The organism is Pseudomonas rossensis, assembly GCF_039888995.1.
In the GTDB taxonomy this organism is placed as follows: domain Bacteria; phylum Pseudomonadota; class Gammaproteobacteria; order Pseudomonadales; family Pseudomonadaceae; genus Aquipseudomonas; species Aquipseudomonas rossensis.
In genome coordinates, this window is sequence record NZ_JBBWCB010000032.1 from 1 (window position 1) to 18,369 (window position 18,369).

Below are 18,369 nucleotides of genomic sequence, written 5' to 3' on the forward strand. Positions count from 1 at the left end.
GACAGGGATTGATCAATCGAAGTATGCTTTTTCATGGACTCGCCCTCGCTGTCGTTGGCTGATTAGACTGCCACCGTGGCGCATTGACGCCTCGGCTTGGGCGAGTCCATCCAATTACATCGATTGCGTTCCTGCTGAAAGTTATGGGGTGTTTGTCAGTTAGCGCTCGATACTGCGATTCCACCGCGCATTCCATGCCGGGCGCTGTTCGTTGACCTGATCCCAATCGATCGCAATGGCAGTGCTCAGATACTGCTTCATCGCCTCGACCTGACCGCGGGTTTTGTCGGTGGTCGGGGTATTAGGGTTGGACGGGATCTGGTCGCCATCTTCAAGCGCGGCAGCCTGAGCTTCCGGCGTCAGCAAGAAAGCGGCGAGTTTCTGCGCCAGTTCCGGCTGAGTGTTGTTGGCGATGGCACATTCGGCCACGTTGAGCACCACGGCGCCTTCCTTCGGTTGCGCATACTCCACCGGCATGCCCTTGAGTTTCAGGGCGGTGACCTGGGTCGGCGTGAGCGGGAACAGCGCGGCTTCGTCGGTCTGAAGCATTTCGGAAATCTTCGCCGAGCTCGGAATGTACTCCAGCACGTTGCGCCCGACTGTATTCGGCCACGCCTTGAAGCCCGGCTCGACGTCGGTTTCGCTGCCGCCCTGGATCCGGTTGAACATGAGGAAACCGTGCAGGCCGAAGGTCGAGGAGGCCATCGACTGGAACACCAGTTTGTCCTTGAAACGCGGGTCGGCCATGTCCATCCACGAGGTCGGCGCGGTCCAGCCTTTCTCCTTGAACAGACGCGTGTTGTACGCCAGCCCGGTCACGCCGAGGCTGACGGCCACCGCTTGATCCTTGATGCGGCCCTTGGCCGGAATCTGCGCCAGCGGTGCGCTGTCTTCGAGTTTGTCGCACAGCCCCATGGCGATGGCGCGGTACATGATGCCGTCGTCGAGGAACATCACGTGCATCTGCGGGTTGCCTTTGCTGGCCTGGACCTTGGCCAGAATATCGGCGGAGGTGCCGGGCACAATCACCACTTTGACGTTGTTGGCCTTCTCGAAAACCGGCAGCACCTTGTCGGCGTAGAGCCGCTCCATAGTCCCACCGTTCATGCCCAGGTAAAGCGTCGGTTCGGCCTGGGCCTGGCTGACCGGGAGCAGGGCGCCTAAGCCAGAAAAACTAAGCCAGGAGAAACCGAGCAGTGCAGTGCGTTTGACGTTATTCATTGGCGCGACCTTCCTCTATCAAGCAACGGAGATGGAGTGAAACCGGGTGATGGAAAACGCATCCAGCGACGTTTTTGAAGCGCCGCTGCAGATGATTTCGGTGAGCGCCTGGCCCACCGCGGGGCCGATCTGAAAGCCCGCACCGGCAAAGCCGAACGCGTGCAGCAGACCGGGTTGAGTGCCACTGTGGCCGATCACCGGTTGGCGATCGGGCAGGTAACCTTCGGTGCCGCTCCAGGTGCGAATCGCCTGGGCGCCTTCAAGAAACGGATAAAGCTCGACGGCCTGACGCAGGATCTCGATCACAGCGTGTTGACCGGGCCGGGCGCGAGCGTCGTCGAGGGCAAAACCCTGGCCGCCACCCAACACACAATTGCCGCGAGCGACCTGACGGGCATAGATACCGCCGCCCTCGACCCCGGTGCTGGCATTCATCACCAGCGGCAACGGCTCGGTGACCAGCATCGCCGGGTGCCCGGCGTGCATCGGCACCGCCTCACCGAAGTGATCTGCCAGGGTGCCGGCCCAGGCTCCGGCGCAATTCAACAGCCAGGGCGCCTGCAGCTCCAGACTGGTTTGCGTGCTGACGCGAAAGCGTTGACCGTCGTGTTCCACCGCCGTCACCGGGCATTGTTCATGGACCTGCGCGCCATGCCGCCGCGCCGCCCGGGCAAACGCCGGGGAGACCAGTCGCGGGTTGGCGTGACCGTCATCGGGGCAAAACGAGGCACCGACCGCCACCTCGCCGACCCACGGAAAACGTGCGCGTAATTCACTGCGCTCAAGCACCTGCAAATCGAGGCCAAAGCCCCGACTGTTGGCGGCATAGTCTTGCAAGGCGTGCAGATCGTTGAGGCTGCGGGCCAGTTTCAGATGGCCGCTGCGCTGATACTCACCGTCAATGCCAATCAGCTGCGGCAGTTGCCCCCAGATGTCGTGGGCTCGCTGCGACAACGGCAGTTGCGACAACGGTCGCCCCTGACGCCGCACGCCGCCGTAGTTCACGCCGCTGGAATGCGAGCCACAGAAGTCCCGCTCCAGCAGTGCGACGCGACGCCCGGCCTTGCTCAGAAACAGCGCGGCGGAGGCGCCAACAATTCCGCCGCCAATGATGACGGCATCGACTTCGATCATGACTCGACCTCAAGACCAAACGGCAGGGGTTTGATGGGGGCCTGAGCCCGAAGCCTGCCGATGTCGGACACGCAGCGCTGACTTTCGCAGGCAATGATTTCCGCGGCGGCGGCGCCACACATCCGTCCCTGACAGCGCCCCATGCCGACCCGGCAATGGGCCTTGACCCGGTTGATCTCCCAATGGCCCTCGCGCACGACTTGACGAATGTCGCCGGCCCGCACTTCTTCGCAGCGGCAGATCATCACGTCATTCGGGGCATCGGCGGCCCAATTCTCGGGAAAGATGAAGGCCCGTTCCAGACCTTGGCGGAAGGTATCGATCCGTCCCAGCGCTTGCTCCAAGTGCGCCCCACGTTGCGGCGGTATCAGGTAACCGATGTCTTCGAGCAACGCCAGAGCTGCGCGTTCGCCGGCCATTTCCGCAGCATCGGCGCCCATGATGCCGGCGCCGTCCCCGGCCAGGTAAACCTCGGCGATACTACTGCGACCGGCGCTGTCACGTTGCGGCAGCCAGGCGCGGTTGATCGGGTTCCAGGTGAACTCACAGCCGAGCAAATCGGCGAGTTGGGTTTCACTGCGCAGGCCGTGGGCGAAGGCGACCGCGTCGCAATCCAGACGCTGATTGCCCTTGGCGTTGCGCCAGGTCAGTGATTGCACACGCTGATCGCCATCGATGCCTGTGAGGCTGGCACCCTGATGCACCGGGATGCCGTGGGCAGTCAACCAACTGCGGTAGTAGATGCCTTTGGCCAGGGTGGCCGGTTGCGAGAGCAGGCCGGGCAGGGCGCGGGCCTGAGCGCTGAAGGGCGAACTGTCGAGCACCGCGACCACCTTGGCGCCGGCCTTGGCGTATTGATACGCCACCAGGTACAGCAGCGGCCCACTGCCGGCGAACACCACGCGTTCACCGATGGCGCAGCCTTGAAACTTGAGGGCGATCTGCGCTGCGCCGAGGCTGTAAACCCCCGGAAGGGTCCAGCCCGGTACCGGCAGAATCCGGTCGGTTGCGCCCGTGGCGACGATCACTCGGGAGAACGCCAGCCGCGCGGCGCGGCCCTCATGCAAGGTGTCGAGCGCGCCGTCCTCGGCGTTCCATACCAACGTCTCGGGACGGTAATCGAGTTGCTCGCGCAGCGCGTCAATCGTCTGATGCAGCGCGTTGGCCTTACCGGCTTCGAAGCCATATAACTTGACCGGCGAGCGCTTGAAGTTTGCCGGTTGGCGACGATAAATCTGCCCGCCACCGCGTGCGGCTTCGTCCAGCAGCACCGGGCGAACGCCGTGGGCGACCAGGGTTTGTGCTGCACGAATGCCGGCCGGACCGGCGCCGATGATGATCACTGAATTCATATAGACCCCATGAAGTTCAAGATCAAAAGATCGCAGGCTTCGCCAGCTCCTACAGGAGACCGCGTTCGGCGTAGGAGCTGCCGAAGGCTGCGATCTTTTGGGCGCACCGGATAAATGACTGTCATACGCTGCGTCCCGGTTCGCGGCTGACCTGCTGCCCGGCTTCGAGCAACGTCGAGCAGGCACGCACGCGTCGACCATCGCCCAGTCGAACCCAGCAGTCCTGACAGGCACCCATCATGCAAAACCCGGCGCGGGGTTCGGCGCTGAAATCGCTGCCGCGCAAGTGTTCGCTGCAGGTCAGCACCGCCGTCAGCAAGGTGTCGCCGAGCAGGCCAGTGGCCGGTTGGCCGTCGAGGGTAAAGTCCAGGGCCGGGCGGTCGCCTTCGGCCAGTCGTTTCAGCAGAGCCATGGCGCCCTCATTGTTTGCCCACCAGAACCCGATCGAGACCGTAGACCCGATCAAGCAAAATCATCGTCAGCGCGGTCAACCCAATCACCAGTGCCGACACCGCCGCCATCATCGGATCGATGGATTCGGTGGCGTACACGTACATCCGCACCGGCAGGGTTTGCGTGGCCGGCGAGGTGACGAAAATCGACAGCGTGACCTCATCGAAACTGTTGATGAACGCCAGCAGCCAGCCACCGGCCACCCCCGGCAGAATCATCGGCAAGGTGATTTCCCTGAACAGCGTGAAGCGCCCGGCACCGAGCGATTGCGCGGCGTGTTCGGCGCTGCGATCCAGGCCGATGGCCGACGCCAGCACCAGCCGCAGCACGTACGGTGTGATCACCAGCACGTGGGCGAAGATCAGCCAGGCGAAGCTGCCATTCACGCCCATCAGCGCAAACAATCGCAGCAACGCAACACCCAGCACCAGGTGCGGAATGATGATCGGCGACAGGAACAGGCCGTTTAAAAAGTCGCGTCCGGGGAACTCGAAGCGCGTAATCGCCAACGCCGCCGGCACCGCAATCAGTGTCGCCAGACTGGCCGCGCAAAAGGCCAGGATCAGGCTGTTGTAGAACGCATCGACAAAGTCAGCACGCTCGAACACCGCGCGGAACCAGCGCAGGGAAAACTCCGTGGTTGGCAGGCTCAGGGTGTTTTCCGGGGTGAAGGCCACAAGGCAAACCACCACCAGCGGCGCCAGCATGAACAGCACCACGAGGGTATGGAACAGCAGGGCGAAAGGACCGTTCTTGGACATGACGAGTTATCCCAATGACTTCTTATAGCGGCCTTCGATCATCCGGTTCCACGACAGCATGATCAGCAGGTTGAGCAACAGCAGGGCCACGGCGATGGCCGCGCCCATCGGCCAGTTGAGTTCCGACAGGTATTGGTCATAGATCAGCGTGGCGACCATTTTAATCCGGCGTCCGCCGAGCAGACCGGGGATGGCGAACGAACTGGCGGCCAGGCCGAACACGATCAACGTGCCCGAGAGTACGCCGGGCATGATCTGTGGCAGCACCACCTGGCGCATCACGGTGAAGTGGCTGGCACCGAGGGACATCGCGGCCTGCTCGGCAGCGGGGTCGAGTTTCTGCAGCGAGGTCCAGACCGGGATGATCATGAACGGCAGCATCACGTGAACCAGCGCAATCACCACCGCGAACGGCGTGTAGAGCAGTTTCATCGGCGAGCCGCCGAAGGCTTGCAGGGTCTGGTTGACCAGGCCGTCGGCACCCAGCAACAGGCTCCAGCCGAAGGCGCGCACCACCACCGAAATCAGCAACGGGGTGAGGATCAGAATCAGGAAAATCGAGCGCCACGGCGTGCCCATGCGGCTGAGGATGTAGGCCTCGGGCACGCCGATCACCACGCAGATCAGGGTGGTCAGGGCGCTGATCCACATCGTGCGCAAAAAGATCTCGTAGAAGTACGGGTCGCCCAGCAGGCTGATGTAGTGGTCGAGGGTGTAGGCATCGCCGTTGATCCCAGAGCTGTAGTCGAAGACGTTGAATGACAGCACCAAGGTCAGCAGCAGCGGGATAACCAGCAGGCTGAGGTATAAGGCCAGGGCCGGTGCCGACAGCCAGTAACCCTGGCGTCCCTGGCGAATGGCGACAAGCGTACTCATGCCGGCACCTCGTCGACACTCAGTACCCGCAGCAACGTTGCATCCCAATCAAGGCCGACCGCCGTGCCTTCGGTCAGCGGTGCCGAACCGTCGTTGCGGCGCACCACGCTGAGTTCTCCCAGGGTCGTCGATACGCCGTACAGCCATTGGCTGCCGAGAAAGAAGCGGCTGACGATGTTGCCTTGCAGACGGCCCTGACCTTTGTCCCGCAGATCGATTTTTTCCGGACGCAGGCTCAAGGTCAGTTCGCCGTCGCCACGGCTGCACACCTGAACGACACCAGTGCTATCACGCTCGCCCGGCAGCAGATTGGCCTTGCCGACGAAACCGGAAATGAATTCGGTGCGCGGGTGTTCGTAGAGGGTGTAAGGCGCGTCGATCTGGGTGATGCGCCCGGCCTGCATCACCACCACCCGGTCGCTGATGGACAGCGCTTCGGACTGATCATGGGTGACCATCAGCGTGGTGATCCCGACTTCGCGCTGGATGCGGCGGATCTCGAATTGCATCTCTTCGCGCAGGTTGGCGTCGAGGTTGGACAGCGGCTCATCAAGCAGCAGCACCGGCGGCTCGATCACCAGGGCCCGAGCGAGGGCAACGCGTTGACGCTGGCCACCGGAGAGTTCCCGGGGGTAACGCTCGGCATGCTGGTTCAGGCGCACCAGTTTCAGCACCCGGTCCACCCGCTGCTGCAACTCGCCGTTGGCCACTTTGCGCATGCGCAGGCCGAAGGCGACGTTGTCCTTCACGGTCATGTGCGGGAACAGCGCGTAGCTCTGGAACACCACGCCCAGACCACGGCTGGCGGGTTTGGCGTGGGTGATGTCGCGACCGTCCAGCACAATGCGTCCGCTGCTGACTTCGACGAAGCCGGCGATCATTTGCAAGGTGGTGGTTTTGCCGCATCCAGAGGGGCCGAGCAGCGAGACGAACTCGCCTTTCTCGACCGAGAGGTTGGTCGCAACGACGGCGTCGATCTCGCCGTAACGTTTGCCGAGTCCTTCAAGTTGCACAAAAGCCATAACTGCGCTCCACCTGAGATTGTTATGCGTCGCCCGAAGGCGCGCTTTTTTGTATGGGCAGATACGAAAAGGTCTTGCTGGGTGCGTTGGCGCTCGATTTCAGTCGGCTGCCGCTGTTGTTCGAATCGCCCCTGTCTGGACGCAGAGTAGGACGAAGAATAGGATGGGCTCAATGGCCTATTTCACTGAAGCGATGACTATTTTCAGTTTCATTCGGTGAGTAAATTAATACTCGAGAAAACCCATGACAGATTCCATTGAGCGGAATGAAAGTAAAAGTGATGTCGGTGTTGGTGCGGTCTCCAGACTGTTTGCCGTGCTGCGCAGCCTGGGTGACACCGTCGAGGGCGGGGAGCGGGTGACGCAACTGGCCCAGCGCATCGGTTTGTCGCAACCGACCACGCACCGATTGCTGCGAAGTTTGATGGATGAGGGGATGGTCGAGCAGGATGCGCGCAGCAAACGCTATCGCCTGAGCCTGGAGTTCTTTGCGCTGGCGGCCCGCGCCGGGAACACCGGAAACCTGCGCGAACTGGTGCGGCCGGCGTTGCTGCGGCTGTCGGCATCGTTGGGGGATTCGTTGTTCTTGCTGGCGCGCAGTGGTTTTGATGCGATCTGCCTGGACCGCAGCGAAGGGCCGTTTCCGATCCGCACCTTTACCGGTGACATCGGCGGGCGCGTAGCACTGGGGGTGGGGCAGGGCAGCCTGGCGATTCTGGCGTTCCTGCCGGAAGAAGAGCGCGACACGGTGATTCACTACAACTTGCCGAGGCTCAAGGATTTCCACCTGTACGACGAGGTGTTCCTGCGCTCGGAAGTCGAGAATGTGCGCAAACTGGGTTATGCCGGGCGCAACACCGGCGTGTTGCAGGGCATGGCCGGGGTGGCAGTGCCGATTCTGGATCGTGAAGGGCGGGCGGTCGCGGCATTGAGTGTGGCCACCGTCAGTGATCGGCTGGGGCCGGATCGCTTGCCGACGGTGGTGGAAATGCTCAAGCGCGAAGCGGCACTGATCGGACCGCGGATCAATCCGTTCGACCCGTTGCTGCGTAGGCCTTCGCAAGTGTTCGGGCAGGGTTGAAAAGATCGCAGCCTGCGCCAGCTCCTACACAGATTTTGAGTTCCCCTGTAGGAGCTGCCGAAGGCTGCGATCTTTTGATCTTTTAAAACCGTACCGTCTGCTTGAGCATCTGCGCCGCCGGCGTATCGCTCGGGCTGACCATCGCGTAGTTATACCCGCCCCCCGACCAGTACTCGGCCTGCAACTCGCCATCGCTGCGACTGCCCCTCGGCAACAGGTAGTTTTTCGGACCCGGTGGGCGGACGTAGAAGCTGACTTTATGGCCGCTTTGATCCTCGTAGACCACCATCGCCGCTGGCCCTTGCTCGGTGCTTAGCAAGCGTCCGCTGACCGGTTTGAAACCGGCGCCCGAGAGGTCAGGCAAGCGATTGGCCTGAGTGAAATAGCGGTCGAGCCAACCCTGCATATCACCGTCGTCACTGACTTTGTAATCGGCCGGCAGGATGCCTTGCTGGGCAATCAGACGATAGGCCTGCAGGGCATCGGTCATCGGCGGTGTGGCACTGATGAGCGTCATCTCCCGGGCTTGCCAACCGCTGAATCCGCCGACGCTGACCGCGATCAGCAACACGGCGGCGCTGGCCAGGTGACGGCGAGATTGTCGTTTGAGGCGTTGGCGAATCAGCGCCGGGTCGAGGTCCGGGTTGGCCGGTTGCTGCAGGGCGCCGCTCAATGCCGCGCGCAATTGCTGGGCGTCCTGCTGCCAGGCACGCACTTTGGCAGCCACTTCAGCGTTGCTGGCCAGAAAAGTTTCCACCAGACGTCGGTCGGCATCGCTGAGTTGCTGGTCGACATAGGCGTGCAGGTCACGCTCGCTTGGGGGCAGGCTGATCATTTGAGTCTCCGCAGAGAAGGGCGGGTGATTTCGCCGTCGCTGAGTTGGCGCAGGGCCTGGCGGGCGCGGGACAGGCGGGACATCACGGTGCCGGTGGGGACGTCGAGAATCTCGGCGACCTCTTTATAACTCAAGCCTTCGACCGAGACCCAGAGCAGCAGGGCGCGTTGTTCGGTGGTGAGCTGGTCAAAGGCTTTCAGGGTCGATTGGGCGATCACGGTGCGCTCCACCGACGGTTGTGTATCGTCACGCCCGGTGAAGAATTCGAGCATCCGTGCATAACGCCGGGAGCGCCGGTGAGCATCGAGAAACTGTCGATACAGAATCGAAAACAACCAGGCGCGCAAGTCGCCCTCGGGGCGTTTGTCGCCCCAACTCGACAGCGCGCGCTCAAGGCAAGACTGCACCAGGTCGTCGGCGCCGCTGGGATTGCGCGTCAACGACACGGCAAACCGGCGCAATCTGGGAAGGATTTCTCTCAGTCGTTCGTCGATATCGTTCATGAAGTTCTGACTAGTCACTACGCTGTGGACTAGAGAGACCATTCCACGCCTGAAAAAATAAATACCGCGCGATGGAATAAACCGCCGTGGGGTTCGTCTGCTTGATCCTTCTCACTTGTGGCCGATGGCCCTGGAGTCTTTCATGGTAGATCGCTCATCACCGCCAACCCGGCCACCCTTGAGTGCCGCGAGCCTGACATTACGTCTGGCCGGTATCGCTGTGGTGGTTGCCGTCCTGGCCGGGGCTTTTGCCTACGTCAACGGCACCTTTGACCCACAGCGTCTGACGCCGAAAAAGCTGATCAATGTGCTGGAAACCAACAACGGGGTGCACCCGGGCTTCCGGCGTAATCATTCCAAAGGCGTGTGCGTGATCGGACATTTCGAGAGCAGCGGCGAGGCGCGCAGTTATTCCAGTGCTCAGGTGTTCAATGAAGCGAGGACCCCGGTGGTCGGGCGTTTCGCATTACCGGCCGGTAATCCTTATGCGCCAGACAACAGCGTGCCGATCCGCAGCCTGGCCTTGCGATTCACCCAGGCCAACGGCCAGCAGTGGCGCACCGGGATGAACAGCATGCCGGTGTTCCCGGTGGGCACGCCCGAAGCGTTCTACCAATTGCAACAAGCCCAGTCACCGGACCCGGCCACGGGCAAACCGAATCCTGCTGCCGTGCCAGCGTTCTTCGGTTCGCATCCGGAAGCGGCACCGTTCCTGGCCTGGATCAAAACGGCCAAGCCGTCGGCCAGTTACGTGACGGAAACCTACAACAGCGTCAATGCGTTTTACCTGGTGAACGCGGCCGGTCAGCGGCAGGCGGTGCGCTGGAGCATGGTGCCCGTCGCTCAGGATGCAGCGGGTGCTACGGCGCCTGAAGGGGGTGAATTCCTGGAAAAGGACCTGGTTCAGCGGATCTCCGCAGGGCCGCTGCGTTGGCAACTGAACATCACGCTGGCCAACCCTGGCGATCCGGTCAACGACGCCAGCAAGGCCTGGCCCGAGGGTCGCAAAGTGTTGAACGCCGGCACCCTGGTGCTCGAAAGCACCCAGCCGCAACTCAATGGCGAATGCCGTGACATCAACTACGACCCGCTGGTACTGCCCGCCGGTATAGAAAGTTCCGACGACCCATTGCTCGCCGCTCGTTCAGCGGGGTACGCCACTTCCTACTTGCGTCGTACCAGCGAAGTCAGCCAGTTGCCCGCTGCTAATAAACAGGAGTCTCGTCAATGAGCGCTCAACCGAACCACTTCGCGCCTTTAGCGCGATTGCTGCACTGGCTGATGGCGCTGATGATCATTGCCATGCTGTTTATCGGCGCGGGCATGGCCGCTTCGGTGTCCGAGCGTTATGAGTGGCTGATTCATCTGCACAAACCCTTGGGCGTCGCGATTCTGCTGCTGGTGATCGTGCGCCTGGCCGTGCGCTTTTCCACTCAACAGCCACCGCTGCCAGCGGATCTGCCGGGTTGGCAAGCGCTAGCGGCCAGGGCTTCACATGTTTTGCTGTACGCCTTGATGCTGATTCTGCCACTGCTGGGTTGGGCGATGATTTCGGCGGCGGGGGATCCGGTGATGCTCAGCAGCTCATTGCAGTTGCCATCGATCCTGCCCGCGAATGCGCAGGTGTTTGCGTTCCTGCGCAAGGCTCACGGGTATTTGGCGTATCTGCTGTTCTTGACGGTGCTGCTGCATTTGGCGGCGGCGTTGTTTCACGGCTGGGTGCGTCGCGATGAGGTGCTGGACAGCATGTTGCGGGGGAAGGATCGCGGATGACCTAAAGGCTGGCGAGGCACTGTGGCGAGGGGGCTTTCATGGACAGCGTTCGCCACCAATAGAGCAACGCCACAGCATTGATGCCTGCGCCCAGCAGGCATACGCCGAGCCACCCGGCCCATGCGTACATCGCCGTCGAACCGATCGACCCCAAGGCGCTGCCAACTGAATAGAACAGCATGTAGCCGGCGGTGAGTCGGCTTTGGGCTTCGGGGCGCACGCTGTAGATCATGCTCTGGCTGGTGACGTGCACGGCCTGCAAACCCAGATCCAAGGTAATCACGCCAAGCAGCAATGCCCACAATGAGGACTGGGTGAAGGCGATCGGCAGCCAGGAAACCAGCATCAACAGGAGTGACAAACCGCTGGTCCATTGTCCCAGGCCACGATCAGCCAGATGCCCGGCGCGAGCGGCGGCCAGTGCACCGGCGGCACCTGCCAGTCCGAATAATCCGATTTGTGTGTGGGACAACGACATCGGCGGAGCGCTCAGCGGTAGCACCATGGGCGTCCACAACACCATGGCGCTGGCGAAGGTCAGTAGCGCAAGCACCGCCCGCTGGCGCAGCACCGGTTCTTCCTTGAACAGCGTGAATACCGAGCCCAGTAAGGCGCCGTAGGAACTGGCGGGTTGCGCATCTTCATGCTTGGGCAACACACGAAACAGCAGCAACGCCATCACCAGCGTCAAACCCGCTGACAACAGATAAATCGAACGCCAACCGGCGAGGTCAGCCATGCCGCCGGCCACTGTCCGGGCGAGCAGAATACCGACGACGATGCCGCTGGTGACCACACCGACCACACGCCCTCGCTGTTCCGGGATGGCCAATGTCGCGGCGTAGGCCACCAACACTTGGGTCACGACAGCCAATAACCCGGTCAATGTCATGCCGATCAGCAGCCAGATGTTGTCAGGCGCCAGTGCGATCATGAGCAAGGCCAGCGCCGACAGCACAGTTTGCGTAACGATCAGGCGCCGGCGATTGAGCAGGTCACCCAGCGGCACCAGCAACACCAAGCCTGCGCCGTAACCGACTTGAGTCAGCGTGACGACGATGCCGACGGTTGCGGGGTCAATGGCGAAGGCCTCGGCCATGGCATCGAGCAGCGGTTGTGCGTAGTAAACATTGCCGACGGCCAGGCCGCAGGCGATGGCAAACAGCAGCACCACGGCGCCGCTCAATGGATGTTCAGGTTTCATGACGGGCTTCCTTGTGTGGTTTCAAAGTGAAACCAGTTGTACGGTAAGGAAGCTGGTTTTATATTGCAACTACATTTGATGGAGGTGAGCGCGCTCATGGCTAAACGTACAAGCATGGAAAACGCCGAATGCCCGGTTGCCCGTTCCCTGGATGCCATTGGTGATGGGTGGTCGTTGCTGATCGTGCGCGATGCATTTGACGGCATACGCCGGTTCGGGGAGTTTCAGCGCAATTTGGGCATGGCCAAGAATATTTTGTCTGCGCGGCTGCGCACCCTGGTGGCCCACGGCATTTTCGACCTGGTGCCGGCATCGGACGGCAGTGCGTATCAGGAGTATGTGTTGACCGAAAAGGGCAAAGGCCTGTTCCCGTTGATTATCGGATTGCGCCAATGGGGCGAGGCGTTTTTCTATGAGGCAGGGGAGGCGCATTCGCGGGTTGTTGACCGAGAGAACGGCCGACCGGTGCAGACGCTGGAATTACGTGCCGAGGATGGGCGCTTGCTGGGCCCTGAGGATTGCGTGCGGATTGCTGCCGAGTGAGAGGCATGGCTGCATGCCGGGCATGCAGCCATCGAGCGTGATCAGCGCAAGGTATCGACCATGTCAGCCACGGTCGTCATCACATCCTTGCCCAATTGCTTCGAGCGTTTGCCAGACCAGCCGGTCAGCGCATTCGGCGCATCGTTGTTGTCCTTGAAGGGCATTTCGAGGGTCAGCGACAGGCAGTCGAATTTCTCGCCAACGCTGTTGCACGCCAGGGTCATGTTGGCTTTGCCCGGCTCGTCGTGGGTGTAGCCGTGCTTGGTCTGGAAGTCCTTGGTCAGGTGCTTCAGATGACTGCGGAAATGCTCTTCGAGTTTTTCGATTCGTGGCGTGTAGCCCGGGTTGCCTTCGCAGCCGGCGGTGAACACGTAGGGGATTTCTTCGTCGCCATGGATGTCGAGGAACAGGTCCACGCCGTACTTTTCCATCTGCTGCTGAACGAACAGCACTTCCGGGCTGATTTCCTGGCTGGCGCTCTGCCAGGCGCGGTTCAGGTCCTGGCCCATGGCGTTGGTGCGCAGGTGACCGTGGAAAGCGCCGTCCGGGTTCATGTTCGGAACCAAATATAGATCGGCGCTAGTCAGCAGTTTGTTCAATATCGGATCGTCGTGTTTTTCGAGACGTTCGATCACGCCTTCCATGAACCATTCGGCCATGTGTTCGCCGGGGTGTTGCTGGGCGATGATCCAGACCTTGCGTTGAGCTTCGGCGCCCGTGCCTTTACGCAGCAGTTGGATGTCTCGACCTTCGACGCTTTTGCCGGTGGCCAGCAGTTCGGTGCCGGCCTTGGACAACGCCTGCTCGATCAACCAGTCATGGCGACCGCGGCTGTAGGGTTCGAAGTAAGCAAACCAGGCGTGGGTGGCGGTGGCTTCAAGGCTGAAGCGCAGGCAGTCACCTTCGAAAATGGTCGGCACCCGGAACCAGTTGACGTGGTCGTAGGACGCCACCGCCTGATAACCATCCCAGGCTTTGTTGTAGGAGGACTTGCTGGCATTGTTCAGACGAAACCAGTGTTCCTGACCGACGTGCAGACCGCTGGCCTTGAAGTGGAACCACTGAAAGTGCTGGCTGCGGGTGTCTGGCTTGATAGCCAGCAGGGCTTGCAACGGATTGCTGATGTCCAGCACTTCAATGTTGCCACTGTCGAAGTTGGCACTGATGTCGAAAGAGGATTTAGCCACGGTCATAGTCGATTCCTGAATATGATTTTTATGGCTGTTACTTTACACGCTGGGAAGGGAAAAACCGGGGGAAATTCTGGGGTTAAGCGGGGGCGTCCTCCTTGACGCCGACGCAGCTTAGAGACTGTGCGATTGATTCTCAAGCGCTATTTTTGATTAGTTTGGGCCAATGAAGCCGGGCTTCTCTTGCCAACGGACATTCTTTTGATATCATCCGCGCCATTCGAATTTGCAGCACCTAAAGACTTCATTAGCCTGAAGGTAAAGCCAGAATAACTGGCAAAAAAAAGACCCGGCAATAAGCCGGGTCAAAAACCGTGATTAGCCTGATGAGGAGATAGTCCAGGAGACCGACCTAAGGTCACTTGGACAATCGACTGATCTCGCGACCAGCTGCATGCAATAATAATCATTCTCGTTTGCAAGTCAAATGTTTTTATCTGCGCGATTGGAAAATTCTTTCCCGTCCTCCTAGTCAGCACCCGTGTCTCACCCGTTCTGATCGTCCTCCAGGGATCGATCCACCATCGCCTTGGCCATGTCGATCATGTGCACCGCCGAAAACGCCAGGTCCCGACTTGCGCCCTGCAAATTGCTGGCTGACTCGTACGCGATGGCGGCGGCACAACGTAGCAAATCCGTGGCATGGACCAGCGCCTCTTCGCAGCTGATGTTGCGGTTTACGTCAAAGAAACGTTCTTCGACCACTTCCTCTGAAACAGCTGGTTTCAAGTAATAGTCCAGCGCTCGTTGCGCGGCGGCAGAGCCTTTGGGCGAGGTGAGGGAAGTGTCGATTTGCATGTCAGGCAGGTCGTTGCAGGGGATGGACATGGCGATGGCAAACTCCGTGATAGATTCAGATCCGTGAACCAATCCTAGTACGTACTGTATTTATGACGAGAGATTAAATACTACAATTTGTGTTTTGATGGCCGGAGGCGCCCACGTATCGTGCCGCACATGGATAAATGGATTGAATTGGTCAAGGCCAAGATGAGTGAACTCAAAGTCACTCAAGAAGAACTCGCAGATCGCCTCGGGATGTCCCAGGGCGGCGTCGGCCACTGGCTGAACAAACGCCGCGACCCCGGCGTCGTCAACATGAACCGTGTGTTGAAGGCGCTGGGCATGGATTTTCTCGAAGTGGCGCTGGTGATCCGCGAACCACTCATCTTGGAAGAGGAGGAGATGCCTCTGGCGCTGAAGTACAACCCGTACTTCCGCTACCCGGTCAGTGACTGGAAGGAGCCGGCGCAGCTGCGCGATGGTGAGCTGACGGTGTATCGCAAGGAGGAACGCTTCGAGCTGACCGACTACCACGCCCAGGGCCCGGCCTTCTGGCTGAGTGTGGTGGGCGATGCGATGACCGCGCCCACGGGTATCAGCATTGCCGAGGGCATGATGATCCTGGTGGACCCGGCCATCGTGCCGGAACCCGGAAAACTGGTGATCGCCCAGTGGCCGGACAGCGCCGAGGCGACCTTTCGCAAGTTGATCGAAGAGGGCGGGCAGCGTTATCTGGTCCCGCTCAATCCGACCTATCCGAAGGCTATCTTCACCGACGAGTGCCGAATTATCGGCGTAGTGGTTCAGGCAACCGCCAAATTCTAATCAGATCGGTCCTCGCAAGGCGTAGGACCGATCTTCATTTCATGCTTCTTCAAACTCGACCAACGCACTGCCTTCACTGACCATTTCGCCTTCCTGGCAATACAGCGCCTTGATCACCCCGGCGTGTGGCGCACGAATGCTGTGCTCCATCTTCATCGCCTCCAGCACCACCAGCTGCGCCCCGGCTTCGACCGTTTGCCCGGCTTCCACCAGCACCCGCACGATGCTGCCATTCATGGGCGCGGTCAGCCCGCCGTGATGGCTGTGACTGGCCTCGACGGCGCTGATCGGGTCGTAGGACTCGATGCGGCGCAATTCACCTTCCCATTGCAGATACACAACGTCGCCATGGCGAATTGCCCGATGCTGGCGGCGCAGGCCGTTGTGCTCGGTCAGCAGTTGCTCCCCCTTGAGTTGAGCGGTGTGGGCATCAGCGTCGCCCAACGTCAGCGCGCGATCCTGGCCTTCACAACTCAAATGCAAGGTGATTTCTGTCGGCAGTCCGGCACGGAAACCGTTGCTGTTGGCCCAAGGCGAAACCGGATCATCGGCACGGGTCGTACTCGGCTGACTTTGGGCAAACGCCTGGGCAGCGGCTTGCCAGAACTCGTCACTGAGGTCCGAGGTGACTGGCAGCAGTTCTTCCTGATAACGCGGAATGAATCCGGTATCCAGTTCGGCCGCAGCAAACGCCGGATGGCCGACGATCCGGCGCAGGAAGTTGATGTTGGTCTTGAGCCCGCCAATGGCGAACTCATCGAGCATGCTCAGCAGCCGCAGTCGCGCCTGTTCACGATCTTCACCCCAGGCAATCAGTTTGCCGAGCATCGGGTCGTAGAATGGCGAGATCTCATCGCCTTCTTCGACGCCACTGTCCACCCGCCGTCCCGGACCTTGCGCGGATTCACGATACAGCTCCAGTCGACCGGTAGCCGGCAGGAAATCATTGCCCGGGTCTTCGGCATACAACCGCACTTCGATGGCATGGCCGATCAGCGGAACCTCGGCTTGAGTCATCGGCAGCGCTTCGCCGCGGGCCACACGAATCTGCCAGGCCACCAGATCGAGGCCGGTGATGGCTTCGGTGACCGGGTGTTCGACTTGCAGGCGTGTGTTCATCTCCATGAAGAAGAACTCACCCCGCGAATCCAACAGAAACTCCACGGTGCCGGCGCCGACATAACCGATGGCCTGTGCCGATCGCACGGCGGCCTCACCCATGGCGCGACGCAGTTCCGGGCTCAAGCCTGGAGCGGGTGCTTCTTCAACGACTTTTTGGTGCCGACGCTGGATCGAGCAATCACGTTCGTTGAGGTACAGGCAGTTGCCATGCTGGTCGGCGAAGACCTGGATTTCCACGTGGCGCGGTTTGAGCAGGTACTTCTCCACCAGCATCCGCGAATCGCCGAACGAGGATTTCGCTTCACGCTGGGCCGAGGCCAAGGCTTCGGCCAACTGGCTGACATCCTCGACCACTTTCATGCCTTTGCCGCCGCCCCCAGCGGTGGCCTTGAGTAGCACCGGATAACCGATGCGTTCGCAGGCGTCGCGGAAAGTGTCGAGGTCCTGAGCTTCGCCGTGATAGCCCGGAACCAATGGCACGCCGGCGGTTTCCATCAAGGCTTTGGCCGCGGATTTGCTGCCCATCGCATCGATGGCCGAGGCGGGCGGGCCGAGGAAAATCAGGCCGGCTTCTTCGATCGCGCGGGCGAACCCGGCGTTCTCGGAAAGAAAGCCATAACCCGGATGAATCGCCTGAGCGCCGCTGGCCTTGGCGGCGGCGATCAGTTTGTCGATTTTCAGGTAACTGTCAGCGGCTTTGCTGCCACCGAGGTCGACGCGGATATCCGCTTCGCGGCTGTGTCGGGCTTCACGGTCAGTGGCGCTATGAACGGCCACGGTAGTCAGGCCCAGGGCTTTGGCGGTGCGCATCACCCGGCAAGCGATTTCGCCGCGGTTGGCCACCAGCAGGGTGGTGAGAACAGGTGCGCTCATCAACGCGGCTCCTTGGTGGTGGTTTCGGCTTGCCAGCTCGGCGGACGCTTTTGCAGAAAGGCCCGCAGGCCTTCCTGACCTTCGGGGCTGACGCGGATGCGGGCGATGGCGTTTTCGGTGTAGCGGCGTAGTGCCGGGGTCAGCGCGCCGTGGCCGACTTCGCGCAGCAAGTCCTTGCTGGCACGCATGGCGGCCGGGCTGTTGAGCAACAGGTTGTCGATCCACTGTTCGACTTTCTGTTCCAGTTCAACGATCGGATAACTCTCCGACAACAAGCCGATTTCCCGCGCTCGTTGTCCGCCGAAACGCTCGGCAGTCAGCGCGTAGCGACGTGCCGCGCGTTCGCCGATGGCTTGCACCACGAACGGACTGATCACCGCCGGGGCCAGGCCGATACGCACTTCCGACAGGCAGAACTGCGCGTCATCGGCGCCGATGGCCATGTCACAGCAACTGATCAGGCCCAGCGCACCACCGAATGCAGCGCCTTGCACCACCGCCAGCGTCGGGACTTTCAGCTTGGCGAGGTTGTACATCAACTCCGCCAGTTCCCGGGCATCGTCGAGGTTGGTGTGGTAATCGAGTTCGGCCGATTGCTGCATCCAGGCCAGATCCGCGCCGGCGCTGAAATGCTTGCCGCGTCCACGCACTAACAGGAAACGCAGACTGGCATCGCTCGACACTTTGTCCAGGGCGAGGATCAGTTCGCGGATCATTTCGGCGTTGAACGCGTTGTTCTTTTCTTCACGGCTGAGCCACAGGGTCGCGAAACCACGTGGGTCGGTCAGCAGTTCGAGGGTGTTGAAGTCGCTCATGAT

General features: G+C 61.0%; 19 protein-coding genes. 5 read left to right on the plus strand and 14 right to left on the minus strand.

Annotated elements, in window-relative coordinates; translation table 11 throughout:
* Positions 1-159: 159 nt before the first annotated feature.
* From WLY71_RS11175 to WLY71_RS11205, 7 genes are all read right to left on the minus strand, one after another.
* Positions 160-1,221 (minus strand): ABC transporter substrate-binding protein, encoded by a 1,062-nt coding sequence (locus WLY71_RS11175; RefSeq protein ID WP_347803590.1) that lies wholly within the window; start codon positions 1,219-1,221, stop codon positions 160-162.
* A gap of 18 nt (positions 1,222-1,239) precedes the next feature.
* The gene (locus WLY71_RS11180) at positions 1,240-2,355 is read right to left on the minus strand and encodes an NAD(P)/FAD-dependent oxidoreductase (protein ID WP_347803591.1); all 1,116 of its coding nucleotides are present in this window, start codon (positions 2,353-2,355) and stop codon (positions 1,240-1,242) included.
* Positions 2,352-3,707: an FAD/NAD(P)-dependent oxidoreductase gene (locus tag WLY71_RS11185; protein ID WP_347803592.1), complete on the minus strand. Its 1,356-nt coding sequence runs from the start codon at positions 3,705-3,707 to the stop codon at positions 2,352-2,354. Before WLY71_RS11185 ends, WLY71_RS11180 begins: the two co-directional genes overlap by 4 nt.
* Positions 3,708-3,828: 121 nt before the next feature.
* Entirely contained in the window at positions 3,829-4,119 is a 291-nt protein-coding gene (locus WLY71_RS11190; RefSeq protein WP_347803593.1) for a (2Fe-2S)-binding protein, read from the minus strand.
* Between the two features lie 7 nt (positions 4,120-4,126).
* A complete protein-coding gene (locus WLY71_RS11195; protein WP_008148452.1) occupies positions 4,127-4,921 on the minus strand; it encodes an ABC transporter permease in 795 nt (264 codons plus the stop codon).
* Between the two features lie 6 nt (positions 4,922-4,927).
* Entirely contained in the window at positions 4,928-5,797 is an 870-nt protein-coding gene (locus tag WLY71_RS11200) for an ABC transporter permease (RefSeq protein WP_347803594.1), read from the minus strand.
* Positions 5,794-6,819, minus strand: coding sequence for an ABC transporter ATP-binding protein (locus tag WLY71_RS11205; RefSeq protein ID WP_347803595.1), 1,026 nt, complete (start codon positions 6,817-6,819; stop codon positions 5,794-5,796). Before WLY71_RS11205 ends, WLY71_RS11200 begins: the two co-directional genes overlap by 4 nt.
* Positions 6,820-7,063: 244 nt before the next feature.
* Between WLY71_RS11205 and WLY71_RS11210 the strand changes: the two genes are divergently transcribed.
* On the plus strand, positions 7,064-7,900 hold the full coding sequence (locus WLY71_RS11210; RefSeq protein WP_008148459.1) for an IclR family transcriptional regulator: 837 nt from the start codon (positions 7,064-7,066) through the stop codon (positions 7,898-7,900).
* A gap of 82 nt (positions 7,901-7,982) precedes the next feature.
* Here WLY71_RS11210 and WLY71_RS11215 read toward each other — a convergent pair whose 3' ends face one another.
* Both WLY71_RS11215 and WLY71_RS11220 read right to left on the minus strand, forming a co-directional pair.
* Positions 7,983-8,735 carry an anti-sigma factor family protein gene (locus tag WLY71_RS11215; RefSeq protein ID WP_347803596.1) on the minus strand — a complete coding sequence of 251 codons (753 nt, stop codon included), beginning with the start codon at positions 8,733-8,735 and terminating at the stop codon, positions 7,983-7,985.
* Positions 8,732-9,238 carry an RNA polymerase sigma factor gene (locus tag WLY71_RS11220; RefSeq protein WP_347803597.1) on the minus strand — a complete coding sequence of 169 codons (507 nt, stop codon included), beginning with the start codon at positions 9,236-9,238 and terminating at the stop codon, positions 8,732-8,734. The genes WLY71_RS11215 and WLY71_RS11220 overlap by 4 nt, the downstream gene beginning before the upstream one ends.
* A 142-nt stretch (positions 9,239-9,380) precedes the next feature.
* Here WLY71_RS11220 and WLY71_RS11225 point away from each other — a divergent pair, with 142 nt between their 5' ends.
* Positions 9,381-10,469, plus strand: a complete 1,089-nt coding sequence (locus WLY71_RS11225; RefSeq protein ID WP_347803598.1) for a catalase family peroxidase — start codon at positions 9,381-9,383, stop codon at positions 10,467-10,469.
* Entirely contained in the window at positions 10,466-11,011 is a 546-nt protein-coding gene (locus WLY71_RS11230) for a cytochrome b (RefSeq protein ID WP_347803599.1), read from the plus strand. The genes WLY71_RS11225 and WLY71_RS11230 overlap by 4 nt, the downstream gene beginning before the upstream one ends.
* Before the next feature lies 1 nt (position 11,012).
* Here WLY71_RS11230 and WLY71_RS11235 read toward each other — a convergent pair whose 3' ends face one another.
* Positions 11,013-12,215, minus strand: coding sequence for an MFS transporter (locus WLY71_RS11235; RefSeq protein WP_347803600.1), 1,203 nt, complete (start codon positions 12,213-12,215; stop codon positions 11,013-11,015).
* A gap of 96 nt (positions 12,216-12,311) precedes the next feature.
* Between WLY71_RS11235 and WLY71_RS11240 the strand changes: the two genes are divergently transcribed.
* Entirely contained in the window at positions 12,312-12,758 is a 447-nt protein-coding gene (locus WLY71_RS11240) for a winged helix-turn-helix transcriptional regulator (RefSeq protein WP_347803601.1), read from the plus strand.
* A 41-nt stretch (positions 12,759-12,799) separates the two neighbouring features.
* On the opposite strand, the gene WLY71_RS11245 is transcribed toward WLY71_RS11240, so the two are convergent.
* A complete protein-coding gene (locus WLY71_RS11245) occupies positions 12,800-13,951 on the minus strand; it encodes a M14 family metallopeptidase (RefSeq protein ID WP_347803602.1) in 1,152 nt (383 codons plus the stop codon).
* A gap of 483 nt (positions 13,952-14,434) precedes the next feature.
* Entirely contained in the window at positions 14,435-14,776 is a 342-nt protein-coding gene (locus tag WLY71_RS11250) for a DUF6124 family protein (RefSeq protein ID WP_347803603.1), read from the minus strand.
* A gap of 129 nt (positions 14,777-14,905) precedes the next feature.
* Here WLY71_RS11250 and WLY71_RS11255 point away from each other — a divergent pair, with 129 nt between their 5' ends.
* The gene (locus WLY71_RS11255) at positions 14,906-15,556 is read left to right on the plus strand and encodes a LexA family protein (protein ID WP_149629367.1); all 651 of its coding nucleotides are present in this window, start codon (positions 14,906-14,908) and stop codon (positions 15,554-15,556) included.
* A gap of 39 nt (positions 15,557-15,595) precedes the next feature.
* Here the strand turns inward: WLY71_RS11255 and WLY71_RS11260 are convergent, their stop codons facing one another.
* A complete protein-coding gene (locus WLY71_RS11260) occupies positions 15,596-17,551 on the minus strand; it encodes an acetyl/propionyl/methylcrotonyl-CoA carboxylase subunit alpha (RefSeq protein ID WP_347803604.1) in 1,956 nt (651 codons plus the stop codon).
* Complete coding sequence (locus tag WLY71_RS11265) at positions 17,551-18,366, minus strand: gamma-carboxygeranoyl-CoA hydratase (protein ID WP_347803605.1); 816 nt, start codon at positions 18,364-18,366, stop codon at positions 17,551-17,553. The genes WLY71_RS11260 and WLY71_RS11265 overlap by 1 nt, the downstream gene beginning before the upstream one ends.
* Positions 18,367-18,369: the final 3 nt, after the last annotated feature.

Excerpts from the sequence above, each read along its gene's own strand:
- WLY71_RS11230 (WP_347803599.1), top strand. The coding sequence starts at position 10,466 with ATGAGCGCTCAACCGAACCACTTCGCGCCTTTAGCGCGATTGCTGCAC.
- WLY71_RS11180 (WP_347803591.1), bottom strand. The coding sequence starts at position 2,355 with ATGATCGAAGTCGATGCCGTCATCATTGGCGGCGGAATTGTTGGCGCC.
- WLY71_RS11220 (WP_347803597.1), bottom strand. The coding sequence starts at position 9,238 with ATGAACGATATCGACGAACGACTGAGAGAAATCCTTCCCAGATTGCGC.
- WLY71_RS11200 (WP_347803594.1), bottom strand. The coding sequence starts at position 5,797 with ATGAGTACGCTTGTCGCCATTCGCCAGGGACGCCAGGGTTACTGGCTG.
- WLY71_RS11225 (WP_347803598.1), top strand. The coding sequence starts at position 9,381 with ATGGTAGATCGCTCATCACCGCCAACCCGGCCACCCTTGAGTGCCGCG.
- WLY71_RS11185 (WP_347803592.1), bottom strand. The coding sequence starts at position 3,707 with ATGAATTCAGTGATCATCATCGGCGCCGGTCCGGCCGGCATTCGTGCA.
- WLY71_RS11265 (WP_347803605.1), bottom strand. The coding sequence starts at position 18,366 with ATGAGCGACTTCAACACCCTCGAACTGCTGACCGACCCACGTGGTTTC.
- WLY71_RS11255 (WP_149629367.1), top strand. The coding sequence starts at position 14,906 with ATGGATAAATGGATTGAATTGGTCAAGGCCAAGATGAGTGAACTCAAA.
- WLY71_RS11205 (WP_347803595.1), bottom strand. The coding sequence starts at position 6,819 with ATGGCTTTTGTGCAACTTGAAGGACTCGGCAAACGTTACGGCGAGATC.
- WLY71_RS11195 (WP_008148452.1), bottom strand. The coding sequence starts at position 4,921 with ATGTCCAAGAACGGTCCTTTCGCCCTGCTGTTCCATACCCTCGTGGTG.
- WLY71_RS11245 (WP_347803602.1), bottom strand. The coding sequence starts at position 13,951 with ATGACCGTGGCTAAATCCTCTTTCGACATCAGTGCCAACTTCGACAGT.
- WLY71_RS11235 (WP_347803600.1), bottom strand. The coding sequence starts at position 12,215 with ATGAAACCTGAACATCCATTGAGCGGCGCCGTGGTGCTGCTGTTTGCC.
- WLY71_RS11215 (WP_347803596.1), bottom strand. The coding sequence starts at position 8,735 with ATGATCAGCCTGCCCCCAAGCGAGCGTGACCTGCACGCCTATGTCGAC.
- WLY71_RS11240 (WP_347803601.1), top strand. The coding sequence starts at position 12,312 with ATGGCTAAACGTACAAGCATGGAAAACGCCGAATGCCCGGTTGCCCGT.
- WLY71_RS11250 (WP_347803603.1), bottom strand. The coding sequence starts at position 14,776 with ATGTCCATCCCCTGCAACGACCTGCCTGACATGCAAATCGACACTTCC.
- WLY71_RS11190 (WP_347803593.1), bottom strand. The coding sequence starts at position 4,119 with ATGGCTCTGCTGAAACGACTGGCCGAAGGCGACCGCCCGGCCCTGGAC.
- WLY71_RS11260 (WP_347803604.1), bottom strand. The coding sequence starts at position 17,551 with ATGAGCGCACCTGTTCTCACCACCCTGCTGGTGGCCAACCGCGGCGAA.
- WLY71_RS11175 (WP_347803590.1), bottom strand. The coding sequence starts at position 1,221 with ATGAATAACGTCAAACGCACTGCACTGCTCGGTTTCTCCTGGCTTAGT.
- WLY71_RS11210 (WP_008148459.1), top strand. The coding sequence starts at position 7,064 with ATGACAGATTCCATTGAGCGGAATGAAAGTAAAAGTGATGTCGGTGTT.